This is a genomic window from Caldivirga sp. UBA161, assembly GCF_002506515.1.
Classification (GTDB): domain Archaea; phylum Thermoproteota; class Thermoprotei; order Thermoproteales; family Thermocladiaceae; genus Caldivirga.
Map to the genome: position 1 here is coordinate 1 of NZ_DAXS01000061.1, position 16,285 is coordinate 16,285.

General features: G+C 43.9%; 16 protein-coding genes and 1 rRNA gene. 12 read left to right on the forward strand and 5 right to left on the reverse strand.

The genetic code is table 11. The annotated features are described in order from the left end of the window. The first annotated feature begins 458 nt into the window (after positions 1-458). The 8 genes from BP896_RS09920 (at position 459) to BP896_RS06875 (ending at position 6,254) form a co-directional block, all read left to right on the forward strand. Positions 459-554 carry a hypothetical protein gene (locus tag BP896_RS09920; RefSeq protein ID WP_414633188.1) on the forward strand — a complete coding sequence of 32 codons (96 nt, stop codon included), beginning with the start codon at positions 459-461 and terminating at the stop codon, positions 552-554. A gap of 289 nt (positions 555-843) precedes the next feature. Next, positions 844-1,377 carry a PaREP1 family protein gene (locus BP896_RS06845; protein ID WP_291767000.1) on the forward strand — a complete coding sequence of 178 codons (534 nt, stop codon included), beginning with the start codon at positions 844-846 and terminating at the stop codon, positions 1,375-1,377. Positions 1,378-2,012: 635 nt separating this feature from the next. Continuing rightward, entirely contained in the window at positions 2,013-2,339 is a 327-nt protein-coding gene (locus tag BP896_RS06850; RefSeq protein ID WP_291767002.1) for a hypothetical protein, read from the forward strand. A 504-nt stretch (positions 2,340-2,843) separates the two neighbouring features. Then, complete coding sequence (locus tag BP896_RS06855; protein WP_291767004.1) at positions 2,844-3,002, forward strand: hypothetical protein; 159 nt, start codon at positions 2,844-2,846, stop codon at positions 3,000-3,002. Between the two features lie 2 nt (positions 3,003-3,004). Continuing rightward, positions 3,005-3,208 carry a hypothetical protein gene (locus tag BP896_RS06860; protein ID WP_291767005.1) on the forward strand — a complete coding sequence of 68 codons (204 nt, stop codon included), beginning with the start codon at positions 3,005-3,007 and terminating at the stop codon, positions 3,206-3,208. A 271-nt stretch (positions 3,209-3,479) separates the two neighbouring features. After that, positions 3,480-4,871, forward strand: a complete 1,392-nt coding sequence (locus BP896_RS06865) for a glycoside hydrolase family 28 protein (RefSeq protein ID WP_291767006.1) — start codon at positions 3,480-3,482, stop codon at positions 4,869-4,871. 54 nt (positions 4,872-4,925) lie between these two features. Then, the gene (locus BP896_RS06870) at positions 4,926-5,471 is read left to right on the forward strand and encodes an inosine/xanthosine triphosphatase (RefSeq protein WP_291767007.1); all 546 of its coding nucleotides are present in this window, start codon (positions 4,926-4,928) and stop codon (positions 5,469-5,471) included. A 45-nt stretch (positions 5,472-5,516) separates the two neighbouring features. Beyond that, the gene (locus BP896_RS06875; protein WP_291767008.1) at positions 5,517-6,254 is read left to right on the forward strand and encodes a creatininase family protein; all 738 of its coding nucleotides are present in this window, start codon (positions 5,517-5,519) and stop codon (positions 6,252-6,254) included. A 1,115-nt stretch (positions 6,255-7,369) separates the two neighbouring features. Here the strand turns inward: BP896_RS06875 and BP896_RS06880 are convergent. Continuing rightward, positions 7,370-8,611, reverse strand: a complete 1,242-nt coding sequence (locus tag BP896_RS06880; protein WP_291767009.1) for a M20 family metallo-hydrolase — start codon at positions 8,609-8,611, stop codon at positions 7,370-7,372. A 110-nt stretch (positions 8,612-8,721) separates the two neighbouring features. On the opposite strand from BP896_RS06880, the gene BP896_RS06885 reads away from it, so the two are divergent. Continuing rightward, entirely contained in the window at positions 8,722-9,267 is a 546-nt protein-coding gene (locus BP896_RS06885; protein WP_291767011.1) for a multiprotein bridging factor aMBF1, read from the forward strand. A gap of 1 nt (position 9,268) precedes the next feature. Here the strand turns inward: BP896_RS06885 and BP896_RS06890 are convergent, their stop codons facing one another. Both BP896_RS06890 and BP896_RS06895 read right to left on the reverse strand, forming a co-directional pair. Beyond that, positions 9,269-9,970, reverse strand: coding sequence for a winged helix-turn-helix domain-containing protein (locus BP896_RS06890; RefSeq protein WP_291767012.1), 702 nt, complete (start codon positions 9,968-9,970; stop codon positions 9,269-9,271). Positions 9,971-10,083: 113 nt separating this feature from the next. Continuing rightward, positions 10,084-10,902, reverse strand: a complete 819-nt coding sequence (locus BP896_RS06895; RefSeq protein ID WP_291767013.1) for a hypothetical protein — start codon at positions 10,900-10,902, stop codon at positions 10,084-10,086. 58 nt (positions 10,903-10,960) lie between these two features. On the opposite strand from BP896_RS06895, the gene BP896_RS06900 reads away from it, so the two are divergent. Further along, positions 10,961-12,793, forward strand: coding sequence for a DNA topoisomerase (locus tag BP896_RS06900; RefSeq protein WP_291767014.1), 1,833 nt, complete (start codon positions 10,961-10,963; stop codon positions 12,791-12,793). Here BP896_RS06900 and BP896_RS06905 read toward each other — a convergent pair. Then, positions 12,790-13,905 carry a hypothetical protein gene (locus BP896_RS06905; protein ID WP_291767016.1) on the reverse strand — a complete coding sequence of 372 codons (1,116 nt, stop codon included), beginning with the start codon at positions 13,903-13,905 and terminating at the stop codon, positions 12,790-12,792. The two genes, BP896_RS06900 and BP896_RS06905, sit on opposite strands and share 4 nt — an antisense overlap. 101 nt (positions 13,906-14,006) lie before the next feature. On the opposite strand from BP896_RS06905, the gene BP896_RS06910 reads away from it, so the two are divergent. Further along, positions 14,007-14,501 (forward strand): hypothetical protein, encoded by a 495-nt coding sequence (locus BP896_RS06910; protein WP_291767018.1) that lies wholly within the window; start codon positions 14,007-14,009, stop codon positions 14,499-14,501. Position 14,502: 1 nt separating this feature from the next. Here the strand turns inward: BP896_RS06910 and BP896_RS06915 are convergent, their stop codons facing one another. Further along, positions 14,503-15,504: a cyclic pyranopterin monophosphate synthase MoaC gene (locus BP896_RS06915; protein ID WP_291767020.1), complete on the reverse strand. Its 1,002-nt coding sequence runs from the start codon at positions 15,502-15,504 to the stop codon at positions 14,503-14,505. A gap of 257 nt (positions 15,505-15,761) precedes the next feature. On the opposite strand from BP896_RS06915, the gene BP896_RS06920 reads away from it, so the two are divergent. Then, positions 15,762-16,285, forward strand: a 16S ribosomal RNA gene (locus tag BP896_RS06920); the annotation flags it as partial.

Here is a 16,285-nt window from a genome sequence, read left to right on the forward strand (position 1 = left end):
CAACACCAATGCACCACGCATCAACACCCATGATGCTCATAGAGAGGAGCATATTAATGCGTAGTCATTAGTTAAGGATCTAGTAAAGGCTTGTTAGCGAATTGGTTAAACCACTTGCATTCAGTCCCGAGGGCACTTGACCACTGATGCCCAAAGAATGGGGATTTGCCTCAGTGAAAACTGAAAATAGTTAAGATTAATGTAATGCGGGGGAACGGGACAATACTGTAATGCTAAGTGAACTACATGGGTAGTATTCAAGGAGAGTTATGCATTAGGTAGTGTGGCTGCTGACGGCTCCCCTAAACTGGCTTGGGGTATTGAGGTATGTAGGCTATAAGATTAAGGAGTGCCTGTACTATGATGTAGATGGCTATGTGCATGGAGTTGAAAGTGAGGTGAAATTAATTGTATTAATGGAGATAATGCGGAAGCAGCAATTGAAATAGTGTGAAATAGTGCCAGGCCTTAAAAGAGTTGATTTAGTGGCTCTTAAGCGTAAGGTGGAGCTATATGTGAAGGCCACGGGTAAAGCCTTAAGCAGTACATGGTGATAGGCGTAAATGCTAGGGATCCGGGCTTCGTGAGGGCTATGGCAGATGGGATGATATTAAGATAGTGGCGTCGGAAGAGGATGCGGTGTAGTAGAAATCACAAGTTCTGATGCTGGAAGCTATATGCATCAATAAGGGCTTACTTGAAATAACCTTAACTGTATACCCATAGGTAGGAATGTTACTATAATACTGCCTTTACCATTAGGATAATGAGCCTAAGGTATCATTAAAATGCATTAAGTTTATGTTAATGCTTAATAGGCTTAATTAATTAACTGTACCTAGTATGGAGTTGAATAAGCCTTGGATTAACCTTAACGGCTATAAGGAGACACGGTTAAAGGAGGCGCGTTATGAGGCTGAGATTGCAGTTAATATGCTTAATGAGGGGTTGGTTAGGAATGCTGCTGGTAAGGTATTTCAAGCGTGGAAGTCATTCCTTGCAGCCTTATCTACCGATGCGGTTAATGAGTTAAGTAAGGTGTATAGGCGTAAGGTTAAGGTTAGGGGATTGAGGGAGAGGATTAATGAGTCACTATACATTATAGCCTTCATGCCTACCACCAGGATGTTTGAGGTCTCTAAGATACTCACTGCATTAAATCCAATGATACCATACTTAACCCTAGCATCCCTTGAGCTACATAGGTATCAGTATAATGGGCCAGATAAGGAGGGGGTATTTAGTGTGTTTAGGAGTGATGAGGATGCTAAAGAATTCATTTGCAAATTCCTCAACGATATGGCGACCATATACCGAGAGCTAACGAAGGGTGAATTCATAGACTTAGCTCAATGCAGGCAAACCAAGAGTACCTAATCCTACCACTCACTTAGAAATCTAACTAAGGATTCATAATTTAATGAATATGCGGGCTTCACAGATAACTTAAGCTTAACATGAATAAGCATAATTTATAAGCACCTACCATAATATGTAATGGCATTGTAATGAGTTAATTTACTTAATATGAAGCCTAATCACTATGTATATAATCACTGCAATTGCCACAACAGCTGTGGTTATGTATAAGTTATTTATTAATTAAGTCCACTGTAATTGGCCATTGGGTAGAGAATGGGTAACCAATGCAGGGTTCCAGGAATGTAACAGCAGTAAGCTGGTAATCCTCATACAATATGAGTGCCCTGAAGCCAAGTAGGAACCTAAAGCCAAATACAGCTGCTATATGTAGTAGCCAACCAATGGTATGACAACCTCACTGGGTACTGGTAATGCTGCTATCTCAAGAATCATTAATACGAATACTAAGGCATAGCCAAGCGATCCCTTAAACGCTTATCCAAGTATCATAAAGTGGACCTAGGTAGGATTAATAAGGATTATGTAAAGCATACAGTTCCCCATCAATGCGTACAAGGTTTCAAGTGAATTTATGGTATAATTAATGAGGAACCCTTATTTGTAGCAGGTTTACATATACCTTGACCAGTATGAGATCGGTTAGATATGTGGTTTTAGCTGCAACACTGGCCACAGTGTTGACGATACTGGTGGTAATGGCACAGCCACAAAATAGTACCACTCAGCCCACGGTGAATTCGCAAAATGCAACTAGCACCACACATATAATGAATTGCGCACAGTATGGTGAGTTCCAGGGTGAGTTTCAATGCGGTGAACAAGTTAGTGTTCAAGTTAATGTAACAGCACATAATGTGACTGAGATAAGCAATGGCGACTTAGACCTAAATTATGAATCCATAGGCATGAATTATAGTGAAATTAACATTCACCCACTTATTAATGATCTTGATTAAGTAATGAGCATTGGCACTCTAATTCTGATTATTTAGTGAGTATTGGAAATTTAATGGAAGTAAGTTATTGCTTGAACATGTAATGAAAAATCATGCTGAGGATCCTGAGGTAATTTACTGAATGATTAAATGAACCAATACCTTACTAGGTAATTAAATTATGGGTGGTGGAAATAATGTGAGTACATTAATAAGGCTTTAAGAATATTTCCCCAGAAGGGTAGGTAATGAGAATATTATGAGAAAGGCAAAGCCTACACTCACTATGGTAATTATGTGGTATGCTTAAATAAAGTGCATTACTACTATGTTAACGGAGGATTTAATAATTAATGAAATAATATTGAGTTTTAGTTACATTAATGCTGATAACATGATGCAATCATTGTAAAGCATAGGAATTCAACATTAATAATGATTAATTATGTTAAATTAATGAATTGCATGCATACAGAAGGGAAGTCCATGATGTGAAAGCTTATATACAGAGTTTCCGCATATAGTATGAGTATGGGCCATGTGTATGTTGATGTCACCATTAAAGGAAGCCTAGGATCTAAAACACTTAAGATGCCTGCAGATACGGGTTCATCATACATAGTATTAGATCCAGGTATTATTAAGGAGTTAGGCTTATTGAGACTCCATACACTGTGGAGTTGATAATGGCTAATGGTTCCAGGGAGGTAGCCAAGGTGTATATTGGTGAAGCTGAGGTTAAGGGTAGGAGGGGTCCTGTAATGATTACTGCCATGAAGATGCCAATGCCATTACTTGGTGCATATGCCCTTGGGTCACTTGGGTTTAAGGTTAATACAAGGACTGGTGAGCTTGAGGAGATGGAGCCAGAGGGTGGTTATTTACTTTAATTTACCTTAAAATGGCCATAAACCCAGGTACATTTAACGCTGGAAAAGGTGGAATCATTAAAGGCGTAAGCTCACTATAAAGGTAGTGAAGAGCTGTCCTCCTTCTTGCTCTATGGGTTAGTTTATTGGTTTGTGGTTTACCGCCTTCATCCTCACTGCTGGTGGCCTTTAGCCGCCTCTACTCGTCCAGTGGTAAGCTATGATGCAGAAACTAACCTAACCCTTAAACTCCTGGAGTAATGTTTTTATTGTAATCTAAGAATTTCGCATTATGGCTAAGCTAGGGGGTAAGGTTTACAATGTGTTAGATTTTGGTGCCGACCCTAAGGGTCTAGAAGATAGTACTAATGCCATTAATAATGCATTAGCCTCAGCCGAGGAAACGGGAGGCATTGTCTATATTCCGCCAGGTAACTATACCTCAAGGAACATTATACTGAGGAACAACATAACATTACTCATTGACCGTGGCGCCGTTTGGAGGTTCTCAACCGACTACAAATCCTATGCAATTATTGAAACCAGGAGGGAGGGTTTGCATCACTGTGGTGTTATGCCACTGATATTTGGTAAGGATGTTAGGAATGTTAACATAATTGGTGAGGGGGTGTTTGATGGGCAGGGGCATGCTTGGTGGCCTATAAGGAGGTTCCGTGTGGATGAGGTTTACTGGAGGAGGTTAATTGAATCAGGGGGCATTGTTGATGAGGAGGGGAGGACTTGGTGGCCTACTAAGAATGCTATGGAAGGTGAGATGCTGTTCAGGAAATTAATAAATGAGGGTAAGAAGCCCAGTAGAGAGGACTGTGAGAGGTATAGGGAGTTCTTTAGGCCTCAACTCCTCCAACTCTATAATGCCGAGAACGTGACCATTGAGGGTATTACATTTAAGGATTCACCCATGTGGACTATTCACGTACTTTACTCAAGGCACGTAACCATAATGGGTACCTCAAGCATTGCCCCAGAGTATTCACCCAACACTGATGGGATAGTTATAGACTCCTCAAGTGACGTTGAATTAAGGGGATGCCTGGTGGATGTGGGGGATGACTGCCTAGTGATAAAGTCAGGTAGGGATGAGGAAGGTAGGAGGATTGGAATACCATCAGAGAATATACATGCATTGAACTGCATCATGAAGAAGGGGCACGGTGGGTTCGTCATTGGGAGTGAAATGTCTGGTGGCGTTAAGAATATATCAGTGGAGAACAGTGTTTTCAATGGTACTGAAAGGGGTGTTAGGATTAAGACAACTAGGGGTAGAGGTGGGGTTGTGGAGAATATTAACGTCACTAATATACGCATGGTTAATATAAAGTATGAGGCTGTGGTAATAGACATGTTCTATGAGAAACACCCACCTGAACCAGCATCAGAGAGGACGCCTAAGGTAAGAGGCATAAGTATAAGGAACATTACGTGTGATGGAGCTGGGCAAGCAATCCTAGTGAATGGGCTGCCTGAAATGCCCATTGAGGATTTAATAATAGAGAACATTAAGGTAACTTCAAATAAAGGCGTACTCATTGAGAATGCTGATAATGTTAAATTAAGTAAAGTTAGGGTACTGGCTAAAGAAAGCCCAGTATTATCACTTAATAACGTTAAGAACCTCACCTTAGAAGATGCGGATTACTTAAGTGAGGGAGGTGCGTCATGAATTAGTAGGCGTCAGGCTTAAAGAAGTATGCGAAGGCCAACCAGTGTTAAACATATGAAGGTGGCTTTAGCTTCAAGGAATCCAAGTAAAGTTAAGGCTGTTGAGGAGGCTTTAAGGATTCTTAACATTAATGGTATAGTTGAGTCAGTGGACCCACCGCCTGGCTTACCCCCGGAACCAATGGGCCTTGAGGCTATTGTTAATGGTGCAGTAATTAGGGCTAGGCATGCCCTTAACTCAATTAAGGGTTCAACGTACGGTATTGGCATTGAGGCTGGTGTAGTAACATTAAACTCCCTCAACGTGAACCTTGATGCAACAGTGGCTGTGGTGATTGATAGAGGGGGCCTAATTACATTGGGCTTAAGCCCAGCATTCATGATACCGCCAGCATTTATGAAGGAGCTGATGGCTGGTAAGGAGCTTAATAATGTTGTTGAGGAATATTATGGAGTTCCCAATGCAGGCAAGGGAATTGGGTTCATTGGCCTACTGAGCCAGGGTTTAACCAAGAGAATCAACTTAAATACTGAGGCCGTATATATGGCGCTCTTACCTAGAATGCCCTGGAATAAGGACCTTTATGGAGTAAGTGAGTAGGTTCCTTGATTAACAGCTTAAAAAACCTGCGTGGGCGGCTTAATAATGCATTGGTGGGAGTTAACCTGGCCTGACTTCGAGAAGGCTGATAAGTCGATAGCGCTATTACCTACGGGTATTGTTGAGGCACATGGACCACACTTACCATTGGGCACTGATGCATTAATGGCAACATACATAGCTGAAGAGGCCGCTAAGAGGACTAACGCCCTACTCTTACCCACTGTTTGGTATGGTAACACTTACGTCCTCGATAAGTTTCCAGGCACCATATCAATAAGTAATGAGGTTCTTTACATGCTTTATAGGGATATATTCAGGGAGGTTTCTAGGAATGGGGTAAAGTATTTGATAGTGATTAATGGGCACGGCGGCAACATTGATGCATTAAGCATGGCTTCTAAGGATGTAGCTAAGGAAACTAACTTAACTATAATATTAATTAACTGGTGGGTGGACTTAGGTAAGGAGGCTAGGAGGAAGGTTCTGGAGACGCCGGAAGGCCACGCTGCTGAGGATGAGACCAGTGAGGTTTTGGCGGCTTACCCGCATTTGGTTAAGTTGGTTCCTAGAGATGGGTCCGCTGATGAGTGGATTGATGTTAAGTTCAGGATATATGGGAGGGAGGTCTATGCACAGGAATATACAAAGGCAGTTCAAGGATATCCGTCAAGGGCAAGCCAAGAGAAGGGTAAGGCAATACTTGAGGCAGCAATAAATGAAGTCACCCAATTAATAAACGACCTAAGAAACGGAAAATTGCCAATAACAAAAGTCAAGTAATCAATGGGCTGCACCGCTTTTAAATAACCCTGGTAATATGCCTAATCATGAGAGTAATGCAGCTACCATACTAAGATTACTAATGCTATCTACATCATTTACGCACTACATTAATAATTATAGGGATTTACTAAACAATGGTTCATTTACAGCATTATATAATATATAGTTATGTAGCGATTAGTAGCAATAGCGATTACCAAGAATTATCCCTATGCAGTGAAACATCACAGTACAGTGTTGAATCAATTAATAGTAGTAGGGCCCCCACCACTACTGAAGAGACCTCATGCTTATCTCGCAATGCGCCCTCCATAAACATAGTGGAAATGGCATATTGGATAAATGGAACAGGCATTTGTACGGCAATTCACTTAATGTTTAACAATCACGGCAGCGGATCAAATTGCCTGCCATCAGGAACATACCCACTACTTAAGGCATTCATGCCGTTTAACGCACTATTAGGCAATACCGCATTTAAATTCACCACCAAATGGTATGGTTAAATAATCCACTGCCTCCAAGTAATTAGTAAGCATCACTATAAGTATAACTATGGCGCATCACAGGATGTAGTTCAAGAATATAACATGGCTGAATTCATATGCCTATTACCTAATGGCCTACCGGCCATTGCAGCATTTAATGATACAATATTATTAAGCTACTGGAAACGAATATAATCAATTATATTAATACACAAGGCAGATCAGAGTTAATAAGCTATGAATTAGATTACTTTAATAAAACGGCATTTAATGAATTAATATCAATAGTAAAGGGTTAAGAATCACCTTAAAGTATCCTAACTTTGAATTCATTACCCTTCATATTGCTCTATTAATAATTAAGACTATGCCGTAATATGGAAGAACAATGAATTAAAGTCCATATGCATTTATTGTTGAAGATGGAGCTGCAGGAAAATCTCCTTAAATCTGGGCCTGTGAGGGATACAGTAAGTTAAGTTCACTCTTAGAGGGTTTGCTTAAATATTAATGCAATGCTTAAGCCAATTACCGGTAAGCTTACTTAGCTTATTAATGATTCATGGTAAGTTATCGTTAAGTGGAGTTAAGTGGCCTTAATGTTTTTATGAATTAATTCGTGGTTTAAATCATCATTGCTGCTAAGACGACCTTAACATCGTTTATAATATCGTTTAAGTTAACGTGTTCATCAGGGGAGTGCGCAGTATTACTTGAAGTCATCCAAACAGCCACAGGGATATTCATCATCCTAATGTATTTGGCATACGTCCCTCCCCCAATACCCATGTACTTAACATCAATGTTCTTAATCATCTTAATGGCCTTAGTAAGCCTTTGGACAATCTCACTATCTGGGCTAGTGGGTGGTGCTGGGTCATCCCTATTCAAGACCTCAATAGTGAAATTACAGCCCTTCCCACCGCAGAATTCTTCAGCAACCTTATTAACAGTGGCTAATACATCATCAAGGCTATACTTAGGTAATACCCTACAGTCGAAGTAGAATGTATGCTTACCAGGTATGGTATTAATGTTATCAACATTCTTATCAACCCTAGTGGGCTCAAAGGTTGACTTAGGTGGTGCAAATAATGGATCCTCAGCATTATAGGTGCTGTGAAGTACCTCATCAAGCTTAAGGGCAAGCATCATGCCTAACCTATGGGCATTCAATGCTGATTCAGGGGCACTTGCATGGCCCTGCTTACCAGTAACAGTAATCCTTAACCAAAGTATTGCCTTCTCAGCAACCTCAATCATTGACCCCTCAGGGTTTCCTGCATCAGGTACGAGAATAAGGTCATTATCCCTAAATAACCCACCCCCAGTATTCAGTATATACCTTATCCCATATTTGCTCCCAACCTCCTCATCACTAGCCAATATTAAGCCATAGTTGAATGGAGGTTTAACGCCTAAATCCCTTAAAACCTTACCTACAGCTAAGCCCATTACTATTCCCTGGCCATTATCCTCAACACCCCTACCATACACTAAATCCCCCTTAACGGTTGCCTGATAGGGTTCAACACTCCACATGCCCCTATCGCCCTCCGGTACAGTATCCATGTGTGCTATTACCCAGAATGTCCTGGATTCATCAATCCCCCTAATGGTAGCCACTATGTTAGGCCTCGAACCCCTACTCACCCTAGGGTCCGGTGCCTCAATAACCTTAACATCATCGAAATACCGCCTAGCCACGCTAATCAAGTATTGAGCCCTATCCCACTCCCCATCACCTCCATTCTCAGGGGCAAGCGCCCTTATTGGTATGAAGTCCTTATATAAGTTAACTATGAATTCCCTTAATTCACCCGCCTTACTCACTAATTTACTTAAATCAAGCTTACCCTGCGCCATGGCTAAGGTAACTCTAATTATGCATTTAAAGTTAAGCCTTAATCCCATTGAGGGGATTACTATGCATCAGTAGCAAAAGGTTAATATACTGCGCTACGTTATTAAGAAGTATGGTAGTTACGTGTGACATATGTGGGAGGGAAATAAATGGTGAACCCATAGTTGTTGAAATAGATGGGGCCGTATTAACGCTATGCCAACGCTGCGCCTCCCGTTACGCCAACGTTAAGGGGGTTAGGGTTGTCTCAGGTGTTATTCAACAAACACCAAGTGGTCAGGTGGCAATTAAGCCAAGGCAGAGGTACATAACCCCAGTTAGGCAGGTTAAGAGGCGTAATGAGGTTAATGTAAATCAAGCGGAGAGGCTTGAGGTTATTGATAATTACGGTGAGGTGATTAAGGACGCTAGAAGCAGGTTAGGCATTAGTAGGGACGTGTTAGCAAGCATGCTTGGTATAAAGGAGAGTACGCTTAGGAATATTGAGGACGGTAAATTAATCCCTGACATTAATCTAGCTAAGAAAATGGAGAAGGTACTGGGGGTTAAGCTGCTTGTTGAAAGGGAGGAGGCTGAAATGGAGTTTGGTGAATCAGGGGGTAGTGAAGTAACGTTAGGTGATGTGGTTGAGATTAGGAGGAGGGATGATGAGCAGTAACCTATTGCCTATCATTCTGATGGTTAATGTTATTAACCCTAATTGGATTACCTAACCACTGCCTATACATGTTATCAACCTTTAAGTCAATTATCTTTATTAAAGGCAATTTAGCCTTCGGGGATGTGAAGCCTTTAATCAATATGCCGTGGAATAATTGAACCAGCGCCTCATCAACATTACTACTTGTTGCCTCAATCTGGACCTTAAACTTCCTAGAAACCCTAAGGGCCCAGTTAAAACACTCACTACTGCTTCCACAGGACTTAACGCAACCATATGTGACTGTGGGGGTTTTAACTATGAGGACGCCCTTCCTTGAGTCTATGAAGGCAGCGTACTTACCGTCAATCTTAAGTTGAACCTCACAGCCATTAACAACAACATTGTAGCCAAAGTATATTAGCGAGGATAACATGTAGTAGACCCTATTAGCCTCCCTAGGTAGGTTAAGTATCCTGAGTACCTCATCATTAACCATTGTAACCCAACCAAGCTTCTCAAGAACCTTCAAGTGCCTATGCACAATACCCTTAGCCAACCTTAACCTACTTGAAACATCAGTGACTGTTAATGGGCCATTTATTAAAGTATTCACAATACTTAGCCTCACTGGGTATGTAACCAAGGCATCAAATGCCTTGACAGGTAACAGTAATAGGGTGTTAATGGGTTCATTATCCTTCAATGAGTTATCCGGCACTGTATTCACTATTAAGTCTAAATTAAGAAGGGGGTTATAAACCGATCGCCGGAGGTTATGATAACTTCAATTCAGGAATCATCAGTGTTTAACCATGCCTCATATCTACGTAATTATTGAGTATAATCATTATTAGTTGACTCCCCTGAAGTACCTTGAGGCTGCGGTTGCTGCTGCATGTAAGGTGGTGGGAGGGGCGGCATGACATACCTCTGCTGCATCTGTTGTGGAAGAGGCATCATTGGTTGAGTCTGCATGGGTGGTACCCTAACCTGCTGCATGTTTGATAAACGTTGATTTATCTTACCTATCTCACCTTCAAGGATCCTAAGGGACCTAAACCAAGAGTAGCTTGTGATTATTAGGGCAATGGATAATAGCACTACTGAAACCCCCATGATTAAGTAAACGTAAGCTGGTATACTGATGGCTAAGGATGCAAGTAAGGCAACCACAATACCCCCTATGGCTAACGGTACCCCAATTATCATGGCGTACTTAAAGGCACTGTGAACATCACCACTAACTGAAAGCTGCTCCTCAGGCCTAATGAACTGCTGCGGTGGGGGTTGAGGGGGATACTGCTGCATCATTGGAGGTAAGGCGGGGGGATACTGAGGATACTGAGCCGGCGCTTGTTGGGGAACCTGCTGAGGAATCCGCTGGTATGGCGGCATTGGAGGCGGAGCATACGGTGCCTGAGTAGGCTGCATCATTGGCCTCTGAGGCTGCTGAACAGGAGGCGTATACTGTGGGGGAATTTGAGGTAAGGGTGGAACCTGCTGTGTGGGTGGCGTAGCAATTGGGTTAACTTGACCACCTTGTTGACTTTGCTGGCCTTGAGTAATTGGCTGAGGCTGTGGCGTTAATATGGGTGGAGGTGGTACTTGAGGCGTCTGCTTCTTCTCATCAGGCTTCTTTTCACTCGACATTTCAATCAACCTAAATTTAGTGAAGGATTTATTAAATGTTTCGCCCAGATACTGCTGAATGGATAAGTTAATTGTGGCTGAGAAGAATAGTGTGGCTAAGGCAATAGCCCAATACTTAGCTGAGGGTGGATACACGTTAAAGAGGATTGGCAATGTGCCAGTATACTTCTTTAAGGCTAATGGGGAGTATTGGGCATCCATGGGCCTGAGGGGCCACATCCTTGACTTTGACTTTGAGCATTCCTATAATAATTGGAATAATGTGGAGCCGGGTAAGCTCCTTGATCTTGAGCCAGTAATGGTGATTAGGGGTTGGGATAGGCCATACGTAATGGCGTTGATTGAATTATCTAAGCAGGCTAAGGAAATTATCCTCGCCTTGGACTCAGATGTTGAGGGTGAGGCAATAGCCTATGAGGTGATGCTTGTGACTAGGCTTAGGAAGCCCACTTTAAGGTTTAGGAGGGTGTTATTCTCAGCTGTTACGAGGGATGATATTAGGAGGGCCTTCAGTAAATTAACGAGCATTAACGTTAACCTAGCTAGGAAGGTCTTCACAAGGATGATTCTTGACCTTAAGTACGGTGCAACCTTCACTAGGTTATTAACATTAAGCGCCAAGTCAAGTAAGGCGCCTTTAAGCAGGGGGGAGTTCCTAAGCTACGGCCCCTGCCAAACACCAGTACTTAACCTAGTTGTTCAAAGAGCCCTGGAGAGGGAGAATTTTAAGCCTGAGGTTTACTATAAGATTAAACTAATTATTGAGGTTAATGGTGAATCAATAGAATTAGAGTCCATTGATAAGTTTAAGAGCCTTAAGGAAGCCCAGGAGGCGCTTAGTAGGGTTAAGGCAGGTAAGGCAGTGGTTAAGGATGTTGAGGCTAATAAGGTTCACGTAAATCCACCTAAGCCCCTTGACACCATAGAGCTTGAAAGGAGGGCAAGTAGATTCATCAACATTAGGAGCAAGCAGACTCTGGATATTGCGGAGGAGCTTTACAGGCAGGGCTACATATCCTACCCCAGGACTGAGACTAACATTTACCCACCCACCCTGGATTTAAGGGGTATTTTAAGGAACCTAACCTCCACGTCAACCTATGGCCAATACGCAAGGCGACTATTGGCTAGTGAATTAAAGCCTACTGCAGGTAAGGATAATGATAATGCTCACCCACCAATACATCCAGTTAAGGCTGCTGATAAGGCTGAGTTAATGTCTAGGTTCAGGGACTTCAAGTACTGGCTCATATACGACTTAGTGGTTAGGCACTTCCTAGCAACCCTAAGCCCCCCAGCCTTAGTTGAGGAGCAGAGGCTTACCGTTGACGCAGGTGGGGTACTCTTTGAGGCTTCGGGCCTCAGAATCATTAATGACGGCTACTTCATCATTTACCCCTTCGAGAGGCCTAAGGCTAATCCACTACCTTTAAGTGCGTTAAGGGTTGGTATGCAGGTTACAGTTAAGGATGCTAAGGTTGTTAAGAGGAAGACTGCGCCCCCACCTTACTTAAGTGAATCAGAGTTGCTTAGGTTAATGAGGAAGTACGGTATAGGCACTGACGCCACCATGCAGGATCACATACATACTAACGTTAAGAGGAGGTACTTCAGGATAGTTAAGGGGCAGTGTGTGCCGACTCCCCTTGGTAAGGCGTTAATAACATCATTATCTAAGTATGCCTCAACACTAATAGATCCAGGCTTTAGGAGTAGGATGGAGTCCATGCTTTCACTTATTGGTTCAGGGAAGGAGATGCCTAGTTCAGTGAGGAGGAGGCTTGAGGAGGAGGCTGCTAAGGTTTACGCCTCAATAAAGCCTAATGCGCATCAGCTTGGGGAGGAGTTGGCTAAGGCATTAAGAAGCATGATTAATGAGAAGAGTACTTAACCACCATATCTACCCTCCACTGCCCTTGGGTATCTAATGAAGGCTCTGTAAACACCCACTGAGGCTAGGGGTATTGTGAATAATGCTAGGAAGGCGTACGATAAGTAAGTGTACCCAACAGCCACTATGTAGTATAGGCCACTGGTGGCTATTATGGCTGCGGCAGTCAGCATAATTACTGTAACAATAGGCCTCACCCCCCTCCTACCCCTTAACGCCACCTCAGCCCTATATGTGATTGAATTCATGTTACCAATTAATGCCGTTAATAAGGCTATGTAGAGGAAGATAACGTAAAGTATAGTTAACTCATAGGGGGCATTAGAGTACAGTAACGCGTAGTATATGGGTAGGTTAGCGAATCGGTAGCTTGGATTGATGGTTAAGTCATAGTAACCCACTGTGGCTAAGTACTCTAGTAAAATCATTAAGCCTAGCGTTAATCCACCGATTAGGGATGATTCAACAACATCCCTCCTACTCTCCAAGTCCTGGGCGACACTAGCCATTGCTGGTAAGCCAACTAGATTATAACTCACGTAGAGTACAGGTGACTCCAGGAAGCCTAGGGGGTTGTTAAGCCAACCTGAGGGGTTGATTACATGATGGATGGAATAGGATATTTTACTCCAGGATAAGAGTATTATAGTTACTGTGGCTAGTGTTATTATTGAAGCCTTAATGATTGTTAATGATGCCTCAGTCCCAAGTACAATCCTCCTACCAAGTGTAACCACAGTTATTGAGGCCACATACATTACAGCTAAGCCATAATACTGGTTAATGCCTAGTATTGATTGAAGCAGCTGCCCGCCTGCAGCCATAACTGCACTTATGAATAGCGTCACTATGGCAATGTAAACAACCTCAAAGAGCACGAATAACCTCCCACCTATCAGTGACTTAACGAACCTACCATAATCATAGAATCCAGTTAACCTAGCATACTCCAGGCCCACCACTGGGAAGACTGTGAAGAGTAGTGCAGCTAGAAGCACACTAAAGATGCCTAATGAACCGAAGTAGGTGAAGAAGTGGACAACCTCCACGCCTGTTGAGAATGCCCCAGCGGCAATTGACCCAACGTAGGTTAAGCCCACTGACAACTTCACAGCCCTACTCACCATTAAGCNNNNGTCATGGCGTTGCTTAATATGTTGAATCACCCCGTAATTGCGGGTAAATGTTTTAAGCTCCAGTGGGCTTAATTAATATGCTTAGTAGTGTACCCTTATTTGCCAAGAGGATTGAGTCTCTGGAGAACATTAGCAGTATTGTGAGTAATGAGGTAGCTAAGTACTTGAAGAGGGGTATTAATGTTGAAGTCAATTACATTGAGGATAAGCCAATTATTCACGTGTCGGGGCAATTACCCATGGGTGATGGTAAGGTTAAGGTAATTGAGACTCTTTACCTTGGGAGTTCAAGTGATGGGTCGGAGGAGCATTCAACAGTCATGGTTCAGTATGAGTACGGGTCCCTTAGGGTTGTGGGGCAGATTATGGTTATTAACGTCTATGAGGGTGTGCTACTGAGTAGGGAGTACGTGGTTAACCTGAGTGATGAATTGAAGGTGCTTAGTGATATTGTTAAAGTAACCATTGTGGGTAGGAATTACGTTAAGATTAAGGACGCTATTGAGGCTACTAGGCAGGGTGCCCAGCAGTCTAAGGTGGCTTCAACGCAGCAATCCTACTACGCAATTTAACCTACTGCATCGGCGCCTTAATAGCCTTCTCAAGCTTAATGAAGCTTATCTCAGTGTTTGGGTATTGGCCATTCTCATCCTTCTCATGCTTCTTAACCATATCCCACACAGTCAGTAAAGCAGCCCCAGTGGCCATTAGCGCCTCCATGGCTGAGCCAGTCCTTGAAATATTCCTAGTGGTTACCCTAACGTAGACTCCATTATCCTTAACCTCAGTACCAACGGAGACGTGGGTTAAGTAATTCTGGTGAATGAGGGGTAGGAGCTCCCAAGCCCTCTTAGCCATTGAAACGGCCGCCAATTGAGCCGTAGTCAAGACATCACCCTTCTCAACGCCACCACTCCTAATTAACTCCACTGTGCTTGGCTTAAGCTTAATGAAGCCGCTTGCTGCAGCTTCACCAATGTAGGTTGGTTCATTGGATGCGTCGAAGAGCGCCACTAAGGATGGGGCATTATTAACCCCAGCCAACCCAGTGCCCTCAGTCCCATTACCCCCACTTAACCCACCCTTAATCTTCCTAATAACCCTCACACCCTCAATACCCTTAATCTCACCCACTCCACTGAAGGATAATCCACCACCCTCACCCTCCTCAATAACCCTGCAATCACCATTAGGCCCACAGGTACAGTGCCTAGCCTTAATCACATTCCAAGCAGCCACAAGGCCGGTTAAAGCCCCGAATAAGGCATCCATTTCAACACCGGTTTGGGCAATGGTCTTAGCCCCAACCCTTAACCCAATGTAATCGTAGCCATGCGTTAACTCAACCTCAACATTAGTTATTGGTATTGGGTGGAGGAGGGGTATGAATTCCCAAGCCCTCTTAACGGCAACAATAGCGGCCACTGAGGCTGATGAGGCTAAGTTACCTAGGCCAATGAACCATGAGTCACCAATAACCTTAGCCAACTCAGGCTTAAGCCTAATCAAGCCCTCAACCCAAGCCTCCCTATAAACATGCTCCTTACCTGAGACATCAATCATCCTAACACTCATAATGCTTAAAACCCGCCACAGAATATAAACACTACCCAGCCCGTAAGCGGCATTAAGGAGGAATCAAGGGATAAAGCTTAAATAAGGGCTCTTTGAAGAACCTACTGCACGCTCAATAAATTCATGAGCCCCCCAGAAACACCACCGGGGAAAACCCGGGGCGAATCTGGGGGGTGATCCAACCCAAGCCACCAGGAAAGGAAAGAAGCCACGAACAAATCCCAACCCCCCAGGAGCGGCCTTGCGGCCGCATCCTGAAACCGGTTGATCCTGCCGGACCCGACCGCTATCGGGGTGGGGCTTAGCCATGCGAGTCAAGCGCCCCAGGGACCCGCTGGGGTGCGGCGCACGGCTCAGTAACACGTGGCTAACCTAACCTCGGGAGGGGGATAACCCCGGGAAACTGGGGCTAATCCCCCATAGGGGAAGGGCGCTGGAAAGCCCCCTCCCCGAAAGGAGCCACGTCCGGCACCCGGCGCGGCTCGCCCGAGGATGGGGCTACGGCCCATCATGGTAGCTGGCGGGGTAACGGCCCGCCAGGCCGAAGACGGGTGGGGGCCGTGAGAGCGGGAGCCCCGAGATGGGCACTGAGACAAGGGCCCAGGCCCTACGGGGTGCAGCAGGCGCGAAAACTCCGCAATGCGGGAAACCGTGACGGGGCCACCCCGAGTGCCGCCCGAAGAGGGCGGCTTTTGCCCGGTGTAAAAAGCCGGGCGAATAAGCGGGGGGCAAGTCTGGTGTCAGCCGCCGCGGTAATACCAGCCCCGCGAGTGGTCGGGAC